Below are 14,060 nucleotides of genomic sequence, written 5' to 3'. Positions count from 1 at the left end.
TGTGTTAGGCCTGCCGCCAGCGTTCAATCTGAGCCATGATCAAACTCTTCAATTTAAGTTTGATGCTCGTGAATTAAACTTCGTAATGAATTACGTATGTTCACTCAGAGACTTGGTATTCATTTTTTGTCCGAAGACATTAAGAATCCATGTCACTTTGAGTGCCCACACAGATTGTCTGATAAATTGTTAAAGAGCAGTTGCGACGCGGCTTACAGCTCACCGTCGCGAGGTGGCGTATATTACGCTTTCCTCTTTCAGAGTCAACCCTGATGTTCAGGATTTTTTCTCTTCAACCGACCGGGTTAACTGTGAAGTGATTCACATCTGCCGTGTCGATGGAGGCGCATTATAGGGATCCCAATTTTTAGCACAAGTACTTTTTGGATCTTTTTTTCCAACTGTCGATTTTCCGCGCTTTTCGCTGAAATCCCACCCAATATGCTTAAATATTGACGCTTTTTGCCTTGCCTCGATCCATTAATATGATCAAGTCTTCTATATAGTGCTCATCGTTCGAGGTAGATATGTCCGCAGTGTTACGTCCTTATAAAGATCTTCTCCCCCAAAAAGGCGATCGCGTGATGATCGATGCCAGCAGCGTGGTCATCGGCGATGTTCGAATAGCCGATGACGTCAGTATCTGGCCGCTCGTCGCCATTCGGGGGGATGTAAACCATGTGGCCATTGGTGCACGCACCAATATTCAGGACGGTAGCGTTCTGCACGTAACCCACAAATCCTCCTATAACCCCCAGGGCAATCCACTCATCATTGGGGAAGATGTGACCGTCGGCCATAAAGTGATGCTTCACGGCTGCACTATTGGTAATCGGGTTCTTGTTGGCATGGGGTCGATTTTGCTGGATGGCGTCATTGTAGAAGATGACGTGATGATTGGCGCAGGCAGCCTTGTTCCCCAGAACAAAAGACTGGAGAGCGGCTATCTCTATTTGGGAAGCCCGGTAAAACAGATCCGCCCCCTGAAGGAGGCAGAGATCGAAGGATTAAAATACTCGGCGAATAACTACGTTAAATGGAAGAATGACTATCTGAGTCAGGATACCCAGACCCAGCCCTGATCGTCTTCCTGCTGATCGCGGATTAAATCGCTGGCTTCCTCTTCCAGATCCCAGCGATTTTCACAAAACACCTCTAACGGGTCTGAACCACCAAAGCGACGCAACAGCGTTTCCCCACGAATGGCACAGGTAAGTTGCATTCCATGCACCAGCACCGGGAAACAGACCGCCTGTTTACTCTCGTCCCAGCTTTCCCTGTCCGGAAAATGAATTGCCTGATTCACGCCCTGAGCTCCCTTTTCAGCTTTTCAATGACCGGTTCGACCAAAGGCAATACACCGTGCCAGAGCAGCACCGCGTGTGCCGCCTGTCCCACCAGCATTCCCAGCCCATCGGCTACGTGTTTTCCGCCGTGCTGTTCACACCAGCTCAAAAAAGGTGTCTTCCCTTTCTGATAGAACATGTCGTAGAAGTAAATATGGGCACTTACCAGCGAAGCAGGGATCGCCGGCACGTCACCACCGATACCGCTGGAGGTGGCGTTGATGATCAGATCAAACTCACGATCGGCAAGTTCATCCAGGGCGACCGCGCTCACGCTGCCGGTATGTGCGAACAACGCAGCCAGCGCTTCTGCCCGCGAGAAGGTCCTGTTTGTAATGGTCACCGCGCAATCCAGTGACAGCAGAGGCAGCAATACTCCCCGCGACGCTCCGCCCGCACCAATCAGCAGAACCCTGAAACCAGGTTTAATAAACGAGAGCCTTTCCAGATCGCTCAGTAACCCAATTCCGTCAGTGTTATCTCCCAGCAGGCGTCCATCCTCAAGCCGTTTTAAGGTATTCACTGCACCCGCAAGGGAAGCACGCTCGGTGAGTTCATCCGCACGTTCGAAGGCTTCCTCTTTAAACGGTACCGTTACATTCGCACCTTTGCCACCCGCGTTGAAGAAACCCTCCAGCGCAGGAATAAATGCATCAACGGGTGCCAGCACGCGGCCATAGGGATGATTTATTTGCAGTTGCTCGGCAAACAGTTGATGGATTAACGGTGACTTGCTGTGTGCTATCGGATTACCAAAAACAGCATAGGTTTCCATTGGATTACCCCTGGCGAAAACGTTCGCCGGTCAAGGCGTCGCGGATTTCAGACGGATTGAGGCGCCCTCCCGTCTCACCGACGGCAACCGGGAAATCATTCCCAAACTGCGCCCGTACTTCGTCGGTTGTGCGGCAAGGTGGCTGCCCGGTCAGATTCGCGCTGGTTGAGACCAGTGGTTTCCCAAAGGCCAGGCAAAGCTCGACCACCAGCGGATGGTCCGTTACGCGCACGGCGAGGGAATCAAAGCGCCCGGTCAACCAGCGCGGCGTTGTCGGCTTCGCCGGGAAAACAAAGGTCACGGGGCCGGGCCATGCTGAGAAAATAGTCTCCCGCTGCTCCGGCGTTAGCATGGAATCATCGATATAAGGCTTAAGCTGCTCATAGTTAGCAGCGATTAAAATAAGCCCTTTTTCGACTGGCCTCTGTTTAAGTGTGAGCAGTCGGCCAACGGCCGTTTCGCTGTCAGGATCGCAACCGACCCCAAAAACAGCTTCAGTTGGATAGGCGATGACTTCTTCATTTTTCAGGACATCCACCGCATGAGCAATAGAGCCTGATGGCAGGTTATTCTTCACTGTTTTGATCCGCCGGAACCGGCTTTCCACATTGTTTACTGGCGCAGAAGCGTTTCAAACCTTGCGCCGTTTTTTTCTCTATAAGTAGCGGATAATTGCAATGAGAGCAGACACCCGCTACCGGTTTGAAATTGATAACAAACTGACATTCAGGATAGCGATCGCAGGAATGAAAGGTCTTACCAAAACGAGAACGGCGCTGCACGAGCTGTCCACGCTGGCATTGAGGACAGGCAATAGCCGTTTCATCAGGTTTATCAATTTGTTCTGTATGTTCACATTCAGGATAGTGGCTACAGCCAATAAACATGCCGAAACGGCCCTGACGTAGCGCTAACTCGCCGCCACAAAGAGGGCAAAGCTGTCCCTCCAGAATTTTGACGATATGTCCATCCGCCTGGCTTTTCAGGGGACGGACATAATCACATTCCGGATAGTGGGAACAACCGAGAAACGGGCCGTGTTTCCCGGACCGAATAACAAGTTCAGCCCCGCATTGCGGGCAGGGCTCATTTTTATGCACCGTGAATAGTGCTGATTTGGCCATAACAACTCTTGGTGCTGCACATTGAATTAATGCAGCATACCTTCATTCACTTCAAAGAGTAATTCTTCCATTTGCTGATAGGCATTTTCACAGCCTGGAATATTAAACAGAACCATCAGGATGACCCACTTGAGGTCTTCCAGTTCGAAGTCTGCCGTATCCAGCGCCATAACGCGCTCTATCACCATCTCTCTCGTTTCGAGGTTTAGCACCTGAATCTGCTCAAGGAATAAAATGAATCCCCGGCAGCTCGCGTCCAGCCTTTCACACTCTTCAGCTGTGTAGATGCGCACAGACAATGGGTCAGAAGCTAACTGCATCGGTTCGGCGAGGCCTTCCTGATAATCAGCCAGTTTTTCCAGCCACATCAACGCATTATAGATATCTTCCCGCTCAAACCCCGCATCGGTAAGATCCTGTGTCAATTTGTCCTGATCCACTCGCATTTCTGCTTCGTTATGGATGTAAGTCTCAAACAAATACATCAGTACGTCGAACATGGCTTGCCCTCCTTAATCGGACATAGCCGCCGGGTACAGCTGCGATCCATCCTGCTAACTCCAGTTCGAGTAGCTGTGCTACCGTAACTGGCACAGGTTGGCCGGCACGTTCAGCGACAACGTCAACAGGTGTTACCTCATCTCCTACGTTAGCCAGGAGCTTGGAAAATGGCAATGCCACCTTTCCCTGATCTGATGAATAATGTCGCTTTTCGGGATCTTCCTGCAGCCATTGCAATCCATATTGCAAATTTTCAAGAATGTCCCTGACTTCCGTTACCGGTGTTGCACCCTGCTTTATCAGCCAGTGCGGCCCTTCGCAGCCCGGGTTACCAATTGGGCCGGGTAAGGCAAACACGTCTCGCCCCTGCTCAAGCGCGCACCGTGCGGTCACAAGCGAACCGCTGCGTACCGCTGCTTCAACCACGAACACCCCCTGACTTAGCCCGCTGATAATTCGATTACGCCGGGGAAAGTGTCCCGGCCGGGGCTGCGCTGACAGCGGAAACTCAGACACTATCGCGCCACCAGAATCGATAAGCCGTGCAGCCAGCGCCTGATGCCGACGAGGATAAATACTAAAGAGACCGTTACCCAGCACCGCAACGCTACGCCCTTTTACCGATAGCGCAGCGTTGTGGGCGACACCGTCAATTCCGCAGGCCAGCCCGCTGGTGATCGTTAAACCACTTTGAGAAAGCTGTTCACAGAGAATTTTTCCCCATCGCTCGCCGTACCATGACGGTGCACGGCTGCCAACAACCGCCAGCTGAACTGCATTCAGTACATCAGGGTTGCCTTTAACAAAGACTGCGCCTGGATAATCCGGGATCGTCCGGAGTAAAGGAGGATAAAGAGGGTGATCCGCCGTGATCAGATGGTTACCCGGCTGTTCGAGCCAGAGCAGGCTACTTTCCAGCTCACTTTCTCTGAGCGCAAAGAACCGTGCAGCCTGTTTGACAGACAGACCGGCGTCTCTGACAACGGGACCGTCAATGGTTGTCTGGTTGTGCAATCGTGCTGCCGCTTCCAGCATCACATCGCCATAAAGAGAACCGGTGTGTATTAACCGTAGCCATAACTCAGTCGATGTCATCCTTTCCCCTGCCATAAGCGGCCTCCGCAATCATTGCGATTGGTCACTGATGCTGTCAATCGATGGGGGTTTTGTCTAGAATAGGAGATAATATTCTTATCAACTCCTGAACACGACTCTGGAAATTTATGGCAGTTTTGCAAGTGTTACATATTCCGGACGAGCGCCTTCGCATCGTCGCTGAACCGGTAAAAGAAGTGAATGCAGAAATTCAGCGTATCGTTGATGATATGTTCGATACCATGTACGCCGAAGAAGGTATTGGTCTTGCGGCCACTCAGGTCGACATTCACAAGCGTATCATCGTGATCGACGTATCTGAAAATCGCGATGGCCGCCTGGTGTTAATCAATCCTGAGCTGCTCGAGAAGAGTGGCGAAACCGGTATTGAGGAAGGTTGTCTGTCTATTCCGGAACAGCGTGCTTTAGTGCCGCGTGCCGAAAAAGTGAAAATTCGCGCCCTGGATCGTGACGGCAATCCGTTCGAACTAGAAGCTGACGACCTGCTGGCGATCTGTATTCAGCATGAGATGGATCATCTGGTCGGTAAACTGTTTATCGATTATCTCTCGCCGCTGAAGCAGCAACGAATTCGTCAGAAAGTAGAGAAACTGGATCGGTTGCGTTCTCGCGCATAACGTCCCCCCGGATACAAGGATCATCGTGTCTAAATCACTACGTATTATCTTCGCGGGAACCCCTGATTTTGCAGCGCGTCATCTTGACGCGCTGTTATCTTCTGGCCACCAGGTTGTTGGCGTGTTTACCCAACCGGATCGCCCGGCTGGCCGTGGTAAAAAACTGATGCCAGGTCCTGTTAAGGTGCTGGCAGAAGAGCATGGGTTACCTGTTTTCCAGCCAGCATCCTTGCGCCCTCAGGAAAACCAGCAGCTTGTCGCTGACCTGAATGCCGATGTAATGGTGGTGGTGGCTTACGGTTTAATTCTGCCAAAAGCTGTGCTTGATATGCCTCGCCTGGGTTGCATTAACGTGCATGGTTCTCTGCTTCCACGCTGGCGTGGGGCAGCACCTATTCAGCGCTCTTTATGGGCGGGTGATGCTGAAACGGGCGTCACAATCATGAAGATGGATGTAGGTTTAGACACCGGTGACATGCTTTATAAACTGGCCTGCCCCATTACGGCCGAGGATACCAGTGCCACCTTGTATGACAAGCTGGCAGAGCTTGGCCCGCAAGGGCTGATTGAAACCCTCCAGCAGATTGCGAATAATACGGCGAAACCTGAAGTTCAGGATGAAGCGCTGGTCACTTACGCTGAAAAACTGAGTAAAGAAGAAGCCCGGATTGACTGGTCTCTGTCAGCGGCTCAACTTGAACGCTGCATTCGCGCCTTTAATCCATGGCCGATGAGCTGGATGGTTATCGACGAGCAGCCGGTGAAAGTCTGGAAAGCCTCCATTATTGACGGTCACACAACGGCTGAGCCCGGTACGATTATCGACGCCAGCAAGAACGGTATTCAGGTAGCTACCGCACAAGGGATCCTGAATCTGGAATCGCTACAACCTGCGGGTAAGAAGGCGATGAGCGCACAGGATTTGTTAAATTCTCGTCGCGAATGGTTTATCCCGGGCAATCGCCTTGCCTGACCTCATTTAATTTTAGCGCCCGGTGTTTCCGGGCATTTTTATTTTTACGGTTATGAAAAAACAAAATTTACGCAGTATGGCGGCTCAGGCCGTTGAGCAGGTTGTCGAGCAGGGCCAGTCATTGAGCAATATCCTGCCAGCTTTGCAGCAAAAAGTGTCCGACAAAGACAAAGCCCTGCTTCAGGAGCTCTGTTTTGGCGTCCTGCGCACGCTTTCTCAGCTCGAGTGGCTGGTTAATAAGCTGATGTCACGTCCAATGACCGGCAAGCAGCGCACCGTGCATTATTTGATTATGGTTGGCTTCTATCAGCTTCTTCACACGCGTATCCCGCCTCATGCCGCACTGGCTGAGACAGTGGAAGGTGCCGTTGTGATTAAACGTCCTATGCTGAAAGGGTTGATTAATGGCGTTCTGCGCCAGTTCCAGCGACAGCAGGAAGAACTTCTGGCTGAGTTCGGGCAAAGTGAAGCACGTTATCTGCATCCTGACTGGCTCCTGAATCGCCTTAAAAAAGCCTGGCCAGAGCAGTGGCAGGCAATTGCCGACGCGAATAATCAGCGTCCGCCGATGTGGTTACGCGTCAACCGTAATCACCATACGCGCGACGCCTGGCTGGCTTTACTGGAAGAGGCTGGAATGAGCGGCTTCACACATGAAGCATATCCTGACGCTGTGCGTTTAGCCTCTCCTGCTCCGGTACATGCTTTACCCGGTTTTGATGAAGGCTGGGTGACCGTACAAGATGCTTCCGCGCAGGGCTGCATGGCCTGGCTGGAACCTAAAAATGGCGAGCACATCCTCGATCTCTGCGCCGCGCCAGGCGGTAAGACGACGCATATTCTGGAAGTGGCCCCTCAGGCAAACGTCATGGCCGTGGATGTCGATGAGCAGCGTCTTTCACGCGTCTATGACAACCTTAAGCGCCTGGGAATGAAAGCGCAGGTTAAGCAAGGCGATGGCCGCAAACCCGCAGAATGGTGTGGTGAAACGCAATTCGATCGCATCTTGCTGGATGCTCCCTGCTCGGCAACCGGCGTTATTCGTCGCCACCCGGATATCAAGTGGTTGCGTCGCGATCGCGATATCAAGGAACTGACCCAACTGCAATCCGACATTCTTGATGCCATTTGGCCACACCTGAAGCCAGGAGGCACGCTGGTCTATGCGACCTGTTCGGTCCTTCCGGAAGAAAACAGTCAGCAGATTGCAGCCTTCCTTAAACGTACCCCGGATGCAGTGCTACACGACACGGGCACGCCTGAATGCCCAGGCCTGCAGAATCTGCCGGCCGCTGAAGAAGGTGATGGCTTCTTTTACGCTAAGCTAATCAAAGAGTGATGTTGAGAACAGGTCACGAGATATGAAGATAATCATTCTGGGTGCCGGACAGGTTGGTGGGACGCTGGCTGAAAACCTTGTTGGCGAAAATAATGACATCACGATTGTCGATACCAATGGCGATCGGCTGCGTGTTTTACAGGACAAATTTGACCTTCGCGTCGTGCAAGGTCATGGCTCGCACCCGCGTGTCCTGCGTGAAGCGGGCGCCGACGATGCTGACATGCTGGTTGCGGTGACCAGTTCTGACGAAACCAACATGGTGGCATGTCAGGTGGCCTATTCGCTGTTCAACACGCCGAACCGGATCGCGCGCATCCGCTCCCCGGACTATGTCCGGGATGCAGAGAAGCTGTTTAATTCCGAAGCGGTCCCTATCGACCATCTTATCGCCCCAGAACAGCTGGTTATCGACAATATCTACCGCCTGATCGAATATCCTGGTGCGCTGCAGGTGGTGAACTTCGCCGAAGGTAAAGTGAGCCTGGCGGTCGTTAAGGCCTATTACGGCGGCCCATTGATCGGTAATGCGCTCTCCACCATGCGTGAGCATATGCCGCATATTGATACCCGCGTTGCAGCCATTTTCCGCCATGACAGGCCAATTCGCCCACAGGGTTCAACCATAGTCGAGGCAGGTGATGAAGTCTTCTTCATCGCGGCATCTCAGCATATTCGCGCGGTAATGAGCGAACTGCAGCGTCTCGAAAAACCGTATAAACGCATTATGCTCGTTGGCGGTGGTAATATCGGCGCGGGACTGGCGCACCGGCTGGAAAAAGACTACAGCGTGAAGCTGATCGAGCGCGATCAACAGCGCGCGGCTGAGCTGGCTGAAAAGCTGCAAAACACCATCGTGTTTTATGGCGATGCCTCAGATCAAGAGCTGCTGGCAGAAGAGCATATTGATCAAGTTGATCTGTTTATTGCCGTCACTAACGACGACGAGGCGAACATTATGTCCGCCATGCTCGCCAAGCGTATGGGGGCAAAAAAGGTCATGGTGCTTATTCAACGCCGCGCCTACGTTGACCTCGTGCAGGGAAGCGTTATTGATATCGCGATATCACCACAGCAAGCAACCATTTCTGCCCTGCTGAGCCATGTTCGTAAGGCGGATATTGTTGGCGTATCCTCCCTTCGCCGCGGTGTGGCTGAAGCCATTGAGGCCGTTGCTCATGGTGATGAAACCACATCACGCGTTGTGGGCCGCGCTATCGATGAAATTAAACTGCCACCGGGAACAATTATTGGTGCCGTGGTGCGTGGAAACGACGTGATGATTGCGAATGATAATTTACGTATCGAGCAAGGCGACCACGTCATTATGTTCCTTACCGATAAAAAGTTTATTACCGACGTCGAACGTTTATTCCAGCCAAGTCCATTCTTCCTGTAATCAATCAGGTGCTTATAAAAGAGCACCTGATTATTAACCCTCTTATTCCCATGCCTTTTATTTTTCATAACGATTAATTATCCCCAATGGAAATTAACTAATCATTTGTTAAACTTATAATCGTCAGTTGGCTCAAGGAGAAGAAAATGAGTTTAGTTAAAGAATTTCGCGAATTTGCGATGCGCGGGAATGTGGTGGATCTGGCAGTGGGTGTCATTATCGGTGCAGCGTTCGGTAAGATCGTTTCATCACTGGTAGCCGACATTATTATGCCTCCCCTCGGGCTGTTAATCGGGGGCATTGATTTTAAACAGTTTGCCGTGACGCTTCGGGATGCACAGGGTGATGTCCCTGCCGTTGTTATGCATTATGGCGTTTTCATTCAGAACATATTTGATTTCGTGATCGTGGCGTTCGCCATTTTTATGGCTATCAAGCTTATCAATAAGCTTAACCGTAAAAAAGCTGAAGAACCGGCTGCGCCGCCTGCCCCGACAAAAGAAGAAGTGTTATTGACTGAAATTCGCGATCTGTTGAAAGAGCAAAATAACCGCTCTTAATCAGACGTTGAAAAAAGGAAGGCCAGTGGTAAAAAAGCGATTCGCTTGCTTGCCACTGGCCTCCCAGTTACCCCGTTTTGCATGTTTCCCTTTTCGTAAATAACTCCCTTTTCCTTTTTTATTCTTCTCAATACGCTGCCTGAAAAGCGGGTCGTGGAGCAGTGCCTCAATGGCATTGTCCTGAATTTGCCCTTTCGTATGCTGATAGCGGCTCATAATTTCTCCTGAGCATGGTGTATGTCGACGGGAGTCTAGTCCCGGATGAAGTAAAAATCAACAGCCCTGGGTTCCACTGGCCCCCTGTTCAAGGGCTTCAAGAATTGAACAATAAATACTGCTATGGGCTGTACCGCAGCAGGCGTCATTCAACCGTTGCAGAGAACGCTGCATGGTCTGCAGTTCCTGTATACGCGCTTCAACTTCATCAAGCCTTGCCTGTACGATGCTCTTCGACTCCTGGCAAGTATGGTGTTCAGGATCGATGCGGATCGAAAGTAACTCGCGGATCGAGTCCAGCGTGAAACCAAGCTGGCGAGCGTAGCGGATAAACCGTAAGCGCTGCAGGTCATGATCGGTATAGAGTCGAAATCCACCTTCAGTACGAACCTCGTGATCAATCATCTGCTGCTTTTCGTAATAGCGGATAGTGTCCGGCGTTACGTTAGCAAGCCTGGCAAGTTCACCGATACGGTACATGGTTATTCCTCATTTATTTTCTGCATTAGCCTGTCACTGTACTCACCGTGCAAAAAGTCTGTGCTCATTCCGGTCTGACGCATTTTGAGTTCGATGAGAGCCAGTCGACGGCTAATTTCACGGTGGCTGGGATCATCCTTGCGAATCCCTTTCAGCAGGTCAGCCAGTTGCATGGCCTCTTTACGCTGCTCCAGTTCCGGTGGTAAACAACCGGCATTTTTGAGTAAGCGATATCCAGCCCGTAATTCAGGGGCAACATGCGAATCATCATCAAGCACTAACGGCTCACCGCGTCCCGCAAGGTTATCAAATTCGCCTTTTCGCTGAGCATCGCTGATATGGCGTTCTGCCCACTGGTCGAGCAACCACATGAATAACTCCAGAGGATGAACAGAAAAGATACAGATATTGTAGAGAAGTGGGGATTCAGCGGATATAAAAAAACCCGCCGAAGCGGGTTTTTTTACGTTACTACAGATTACTCTGCAGCAGCTTCTGCTTTAGATTCTGAACGATCAACCAGCTCGATGTAAGCCATCGGAGCGTTGTCGCCTGCACGGAAGCCACACTTCAGAATACGAGTGTAACCACCGGCACGGCTCGCGAAACGCGGACCCAGTTCGTTAAACAGTTTTGCCACGATCTCGTTATCACGAGTACGGGCGAATGCCAGACGACGATTTGCAACGCTGTCAGTCTTGGCAAGAGTAATCAGCGGCTCAACTACGCGACGCAGCTCTTTCGCTTTAGGCAGGGTCGTCTTGATGATTTCATGACGAACCAGTGAACCTGCCATGTTGCGGAACATAGCCTGGCGATGGCTGCTGTTGCGGTTCAGTTGACGACCACTCTTACGATGGCGCATGACCTTATCCTTCTCAGTAAAACCTTAACCTGTGATCCGGTTACTCGTCAGCAATGCTTGCTGGTGGCCAGTTTTCCAGGCGCATGCCCAGAGACAGACCACGTGAAGCCAGCACGTCTTTAATCTCGGTAAGAGATTTTTTACCCAGGTTCGGCGTTTTCAGCAACTCAACCTCGGTACGCTGTACCAGATCACCGATATAGTGGATAGCTTCTGCCTTGAGGCAGTTAGCAGAGCGGACAGTCAATTCGAGATCGTCAACAGGGCGCAGCAGGATCGGATCGAATTCTGGTTTCTCTTCTTTCACTTCCGGCTGACGAACATCACGTAAGTCAACGAAAGCTTCCAGTTGTTCTGCCAGGATGGTTGCCGCACGACGAATCGCCTCTTCAGGATCGATTGTGCCGTTGGTTTCCATTTCGATGACCAGCTTGTCCAGGTCGGTACGCTGTTCTACACGCGCTGCTTCAACATTGTAGGCAATACGCTCTACAGGGCTGTAGCATGCGTCGACCAGCAGACGGCCGATTGGGCGCTCATCTTCTTCCGAATGAATTCGGGCAGAAGCCGGCACATAACCACGACCGCGCTGAACTTTGATACGCATGCTAATCGCTGCGTTCTCATCGGTCAGGTGGCAGATCACGTGCTGCGGCTTGACGATTTCAACATCACCGTCGTGGGTGATGTCGGCTGCAGTCACAGGGCCAATGCCAGATTTATTCAGAGTAAGAATAACTTCATCTTTACCCTGAACTCTCACCGCCAGCCCTTTCAGGTTGAGCAGGATTTCAAGGATATCTTCCTGAACGCCTTCTTTGGTGCTGTACTCATGAAGTACACCATCAATCTCAACCTCGGTCACCGCGCAACCCGGCATCGATGAGAGCAGAATACGGCGCAGTGCGTTACCCAGAGTATGGCCAAAGCCACGCTCTAAAGGCTCAAGGGTCACCTTGGCGTGCGTCGAACTCACTTGCTCGATATCTACCAGGCGCGGTTTTAGAAACTCTGTCACAGAACCCTGCATTGTGTCCTCTCTTTGGTACTAAGCTTTACTTGGAGTAAAGCTCGACGATCAGGTGTTCGTTAATGTCCGCAGACAGATCAGAACGTTCTGGCTGACGCTTGAACGTACCTTCCATCTTGCCAGCATCAACTTCCAGCCAGGTTGGCTTTTCACGCTGCTCAGCCAGCTCCAGAGCGGCTTTCACGCGAGATTGCTTTTTCGCTTTCTCACGAATGCTAACAACGTCATTCGCTTTAACCTGATAAGAAGCGATGTTAACAACACGACCGTTTACCATGATTGCTTTATGGCTAACCAACTGGCGTGATTCAGCACGAGTCGCGCCGAAGCCCATACGGTAAACAACGTTGTCCAGACGACCTTCCAGCAGAGCCAGCAGGTTTTCACCTGTGTTGCCTTTCAGACGTGCTGCTTCTTTATAGTAGTTACGGAACTGACGCTCCAGCACACCGTACATACGGCGAACTTTTTGCTTTTCACGCAACTGCACACCATAGTCAGACAGACGCGGTTTACGCGCACCGTGCTGGCCAGGAGCTTGTTCAATTTTACACTTGGTATCGATCGCGCGAACGCCAGACTTAAGGAATAAGTCGGTGCCCTCACGACGGCTCAGCTTGAGCTTAGGACCCAAATATCTTGCCATTTTCTATCTCCAACTAACCTAAAAAACGAGCGTTATACGCGACGTTTTTTCGGCGGACGACAACCGTTATGAGGGATCGGAGTCACATCAGTAATATTCGTGATGCGGAAACCAGCGGCGTTCAGAGCGCGAACAGTAGATTCACGACCCGGACCCGGACCTTTAACCATAACTTCCAGATTCTTGATGCCGTATTCTTTTACGGCTTCTGCGCAACGCTCTGCTGCAACCTGAGCTGCAAACGGAGTGGATTTGCGAGAACCACGGAAACCGGAACCACCGGCTGTTGCCCAACCCAAAGCGTTACCCTGACGATCAGTAATAGTAACGATGGTGTTGTTGAAAGAAGCATGGATATGAGCCACGCCGTCAGAGACTTGTTTTCTTACACGTTTACGTGCACGAACTGGTGCCTTTGCCATTATTCAATCACCCCGATTATTTCTTGATCGGTTTGCGCGGACCCTTACGGGTACGTGCGTTGGTCTTAGTACGCTGACCGCGCACTGGCAGACCACGACGATGACGCAAACCGCGATAGCAACCAAGATCCATCAGGCGCTTGATGCTCATGCTGATTTCACGGCGCAGATCACCTTCAACGACAAATTTGGCAACTTCGTCACGCAGCGTGTCGATTTGTTCTTCAGACAGCTCACTGATCTTAACATCTTCAGCGATACCCGCTGCAGCCAGAATGGCTTTGGAACGGGTCTTGCCGACGCCATAGATCGAAGTTAATGCGATCACAGCATGTTTCTGATCAGGAATGTTAATGCCTGCTATACGGGCCACTATGCACTCCTACTATTTAATATGTACGCACCATGCTGAAAAGCCCGTTTTCAGGATACTCAAATGGAAACGTACAGACATACAAAAGATTGGCTGGCTAATCTAGCCAGCTCAACCCAACTTTGCAAGAAAAATATGCGAAATAATCAGCCTTGGCGCTGTTTATGCTTCGGCTCGGCACTGCAAATCACACGGATGACACCATCACGCTTAACGATTTTGCAGTTACGGCATAATTTCTTGACGGAAGCACGAACTTTCATTTTTACTCTCCGTAA

21 protein-coding genes are annotated in these 14,060 nt (G+C 51.1%); 6 read left to right on the top strand and 15 right to left on the bottom strand.

All coding sequences use genetic code 11. From position 1 onward, the window contains the following. The first annotated feature begins 527 nt into the window (after positions 1 to 527). Entirely contained in the window at positions 528 to 1,082 is a 555-nt protein-coding gene (locus BJP35_RS00345) for a gamma carbonic anhydrase family protein (protein WP_047742149.1), read from the top strand. Here the strand turns inward: BJP35_RS00345 and BJP35_RS00340 are convergent. Genes BJP35_RS00340 through dprA form a run of 6 tightly spaced genes read right to left on the bottom strand, consistent with a single transcriptional unit; the run spans position 1,058 to position 4,841 of the window. Continuing rightward, a complete protein-coding gene (locus BJP35_RS00340; protein WP_014171883.1) occupies positions 1,058 to 1,306 on the bottom strand; it encodes a DUF1488 domain-containing protein in 249 nt (82 codons plus the stop codon). The two genes, BJP35_RS00345 and BJP35_RS00340, sit on opposite strands and share 25 nt — an antisense overlap. Next, the gene (gene aroE, locus BJP35_RS00335; RefSeq protein WP_047742153.1) at positions 1,303 to 2,121 is read right to left on the bottom strand and encodes a shikimate dehydrogenase; all 819 of its coding nucleotides are present in this window, start codon (positions 2,119 to 2,121) and stop codon (positions 1,303 to 1,305) included. The genes BJP35_RS00340 and aroE overlap by 4 nt, the downstream gene beginning before the upstream one ends. Positions 2,122 to 2,125: 4 nt before the next feature. Continuing rightward, positions 2,126 to 2,698 (bottom strand): L-threonylcarbamoyladenylate synthase type 1 TsaC, encoded by a 573-nt coding sequence (gene tsaC, locus BJP35_RS00330; protein WP_020882978.1) that lies wholly within the window; start codon positions 2,696 to 2,698, stop codon positions 2,126 to 2,128. Next, on the bottom strand, positions 2,688 to 3,245 hold the full coding sequence (locus tag BJP35_RS00325; protein ID WP_014171886.1) for a type I DNA topoisomerase: 558 nt from the start codon (positions 3,243 to 3,245) through the stop codon (positions 2,688 to 2,690). Before BJP35_RS00325 ends, tsaC begins: the two co-directional genes overlap by 11 nt. A 26-nt stretch (positions 3,246 to 3,271) precedes the next feature. Then, complete coding sequence (gene smg / locus BJP35_RS00320) at positions 3,272 to 3,745, bottom strand: DUF494 family protein Smg (protein ID WP_014171887.1); 474 nt, start codon at positions 3,743 to 3,745, stop codon at positions 3,272 to 3,274. Beyond that, entirely contained in the window at positions 3,717 to 4,841 is a 1,125-nt protein-coding gene (gene dprA, locus BJP35_RS00315) for a DNA-protecting protein DprA (RefSeq protein ID WP_086462851.1), read from the bottom strand. The genes smg and dprA overlap by 29 nt, the downstream gene beginning before the upstream one ends. Positions 4,842 to 4,969: 128 nt before the next feature. Between dprA and def the strand changes: the two genes are divergently transcribed. The 5 genes from def (at position 4,970) to mscL (ending at position 9,750) form a co-directional block, all read left to right on the top strand. Beyond that, positions 4,970 to 5,479 (top strand): peptide deformylase, encoded by a 510-nt coding sequence (gene def, locus BJP35_RS00310; protein WP_008503479.1) that lies wholly within the window; start codon positions 4,970 to 4,972, stop codon positions 5,477 to 5,479. A 25-nt stretch (positions 5,480 to 5,504) separates the two neighbouring features. Then, positions 5,505 to 6,452, top strand: coding sequence for a methionyl-tRNA formyltransferase (gene fmt, locus BJP35_RS00305; RefSeq protein ID WP_047742159.1), 948 nt, complete (start codon positions 5,505 to 5,507; stop codon positions 6,450 to 6,452). Between the two features lie 52 nt (positions 6,453 to 6,504). Further along, on the top strand, positions 6,505 to 7,791 hold the full coding sequence (gene rsmB, locus BJP35_RS00300) for a 16S rRNA (cytosine(967)-C(5))-methyltransferase RsmB (RefSeq protein WP_047742161.1): 1,287 nt from the start codon (positions 6,505 to 6,507) through the stop codon (positions 7,789 to 7,791). Positions 7,792 to 7,813: 22 nt separating this feature from the next. Further along, positions 7,814 to 9,190, top strand: coding sequence for a Trk system potassium transporter TrkA (gene trkA, locus BJP35_RS00295; protein ID WP_014171891.1), 1,377 nt, complete (start codon positions 7,814 to 7,816; stop codon positions 9,188 to 9,190). Positions 9,191 to 9,336: 146 nt separating this feature from the next. After that, complete coding sequence (gene mscL / locus BJP35_RS00290; RefSeq protein WP_014171892.1) at positions 9,337 to 9,750, top strand: large-conductance mechanosensitive channel protein MscL; 414 nt, start codon at positions 9,337 to 9,339, stop codon at positions 9,748 to 9,750. On the opposite strand, the gene BJP35_RS00285 is transcribed toward mscL, so the two are convergent. The 9 genes from BJP35_RS00285 to rpmJ form a co-directional block, all read right to left on the bottom strand. Then, positions 9,751 to 9,966: an alternative ribosome-rescue factor A gene (locus BJP35_RS00285; protein WP_014171893.1), complete on the bottom strand. Its 216-nt coding sequence runs from the start codon at positions 9,964 to 9,966 to the stop codon at positions 9,751 to 9,753. It abuts the gene before it with no gap. A 57-nt stretch (positions 9,967 to 10,023) separates the two neighbouring features. Then, a complete protein-coding gene (gene zntR, locus BJP35_RS00280; RefSeq protein WP_014171894.1) occupies positions 10,024 to 10,446 on the bottom strand; it encodes a Zn(2+)-responsive transcriptional regulator in 423 nt (140 codons plus the stop codon). 2 nt (positions 10,447 to 10,448) lie between these two features. Further along, a complete protein-coding gene (locus tag BJP35_RS00275; protein WP_047742164.1) occupies positions 10,449 to 10,817 on the bottom strand; it encodes a DUF1992 domain-containing protein in 369 nt (122 codons plus the stop codon). Between the two features lie 107 nt (positions 10,818 to 10,924). Continuing rightward, positions 10,925 to 11,311: a 50S ribosomal protein L17 gene (rplQ, locus tag BJP35_RS00270; protein WP_001216372.1), complete on the bottom strand. Its 387-nt coding sequence runs from the start codon at positions 11,309 to 11,311 to the stop codon at positions 10,925 to 10,927. Between the two features lie 40 nt (positions 11,312 to 11,351). Beyond that, positions 11,352 to 12,341: a DNA-directed RNA polymerase subunit alpha gene (locus BJP35_RS00265; protein ID WP_002919219.1), complete on the bottom strand. Its 990-nt coding sequence runs from the start codon at positions 12,339 to 12,341 to the stop codon at positions 11,352 to 11,354. A 25-nt stretch (positions 12,342 to 12,366) separates the two neighbouring features. Then, positions 12,367 to 12,987, bottom strand: coding sequence for a 30S ribosomal protein S4 (rpsD, locus tag BJP35_RS00260; protein ID WP_004868345.1), 621 nt, complete (start codon positions 12,985 to 12,987; stop codon positions 12,367 to 12,369). Between the two features lie 32 nt (positions 12,988 to 13,019). Continuing rightward, positions 13,020 to 13,409, bottom strand: coding sequence for a 30S ribosomal protein S11 (gene rpsK, locus BJP35_RS00255; RefSeq protein WP_003863312.1), 390 nt, complete (start codon positions 13,407 to 13,409; stop codon positions 13,020 to 13,022). Between the two features lie 16 nt (positions 13,410 to 13,425). Then, the gene (gene rpsM, locus BJP35_RS00250) at positions 13,426 to 13,782 is read right to left on the bottom strand and encodes a 30S ribosomal protein S13 (protein ID WP_003863308.1); all 357 of its coding nucleotides are present in this window, start codon (positions 13,780 to 13,782) and stop codon (positions 13,426 to 13,428) included. A gap of 146 nt (positions 13,783 to 13,928) precedes the next feature. Beyond that, positions 13,929 to 14,045 carry a 50S ribosomal protein L36 gene (gene rpmJ / locus BJP35_RS00245; protein ID WP_000868187.1) on the bottom strand — a complete coding sequence of 39 codons (117 nt, stop codon included), beginning with the start codon at positions 14,043 to 14,045 and terminating at the stop codon, positions 13,929 to 13,931. Positions 14,046 to 14,060: the final 15 nt, after the last annotated feature.

Origin of the sequence: Enterobacter sp. J49 (genome assembly GCF_002148625.1) — a bacterium.
Classification (GTDB): domain Bacteria; phylum Pseudomonadota; class Gammaproteobacteria; order Enterobacterales; family Enterobacteriaceae; genus Enterobacter; species Enterobacter ludwigii.
Note: the sequence above shows the minus strand (reverse complement) of the source record. Positions and strands in the feature narration are given on the sequence as shown.

Excerpts from the sequence above, each read along its gene's own strand:
- BJP35_RS00345 (WP_047742149.1), top strand. The coding sequence starts at position 528 with ATGTCCGCAGTGTTACGTCCTTATAAAGATCTTCTCCCCCAAAAAGGC.
- aroE (WP_047742153.1), bottom strand. The coding sequence starts at position 2,121 with ATGGAAACCTATGCTGTTTTTGGTAATCCGATAGCACACAGCAAGTCA.
- BJP35_RS00325 (WP_014171886.1), bottom strand. The coding sequence starts at position 3,245 with ATGGCCAAATCAGCACTATTCACGGTGCATAAAAATGAGCCCTGCCCG.
- smg (WP_014171887.1), bottom strand. The coding sequence starts at position 3,745 with ATGTTCGACGTACTGATGTATTTGTTTGAGACTTACATCCATAACGAA.
- dprA (WP_086462851.1), bottom strand. The coding sequence starts at position 4,841 with ATGACATCGACTGAGTTATGGCTACGGTTAATACACACCGGTTCTCTT.
- def (WP_008503479.1), top strand. The coding sequence starts at position 4,970 with ATGGCAGTTTTGCAAGTGTTACATATTCCGGACGAGCGCCTTCGCATC.
- rsmB (WP_047742161.1), top strand. The coding sequence starts at position 6,505 with ATGAAAAAACAAAATTTACGCAGTATGGCGGCTCAGGCCGTTGAGCAG.
- trkA (WP_014171891.1), top strand. The coding sequence starts at position 7,814 with ATGAAGATAATCATTCTGGGTGCCGGACAGGTTGGTGGGACGCTGGCT.
- mscL (WP_014171892.1), top strand. The coding sequence starts at position 9,337 with ATGAGTTTAGTTAAAGAATTTCGCGAATTTGCGATGCGCGGGAATGTG.
- BJP35_RS00285 (WP_014171893.1), bottom strand. The coding sequence starts at position 9,966 with ATGAGCCGCTATCAGCATACGAAAGGGCAAATTCAGGACAATGCCATT.
- zntR (WP_014171894.1), bottom strand. The coding sequence starts at position 10,446 with ATGTACCGTATCGGTGAACTTGCCAGGCTTGCTAACGTAACGCCGGAC.
- BJP35_RS00275 (WP_047742164.1), bottom strand. The coding sequence starts at position 10,817 with ATGTGGTTGCTCGACCAGTGGGCAGAACGCCATATCAGCGATGCTCAG.
- rplQ (WP_001216372.1), bottom strand. The coding sequence starts at position 11,311 with ATGCGCCATCGTAAGAGTGGTCGTCAACTGAACCGCAACAGCAGCCAT.
- BJP35_RS00265 (WP_002919219.1), bottom strand. The coding sequence starts at position 12,341 with ATGCAGGGTTCTGTGACAGAGTTTCTAAAACCGCGCCTGGTAGATATC.
- rpsD (WP_004868345.1), bottom strand. The coding sequence starts at position 12,987 with ATGGCAAGATATTTGGGTCCTAAGCTCAAGCTGAGCCGTCGTGAGGGC.
- rpsK (WP_003863312.1), bottom strand. The coding sequence starts at position 13,409 with ATGGCAAAGGCACCAGTTCGTGCACGTAAACGTGTAAGAAAACAAGTC.
- rpmJ (WP_000868187.1), bottom strand. The coding sequence starts at position 14,045 with ATGAAAGTTCGTGCTTCCGTCAAGAAATTATGCCGTAACTGCAAAATC.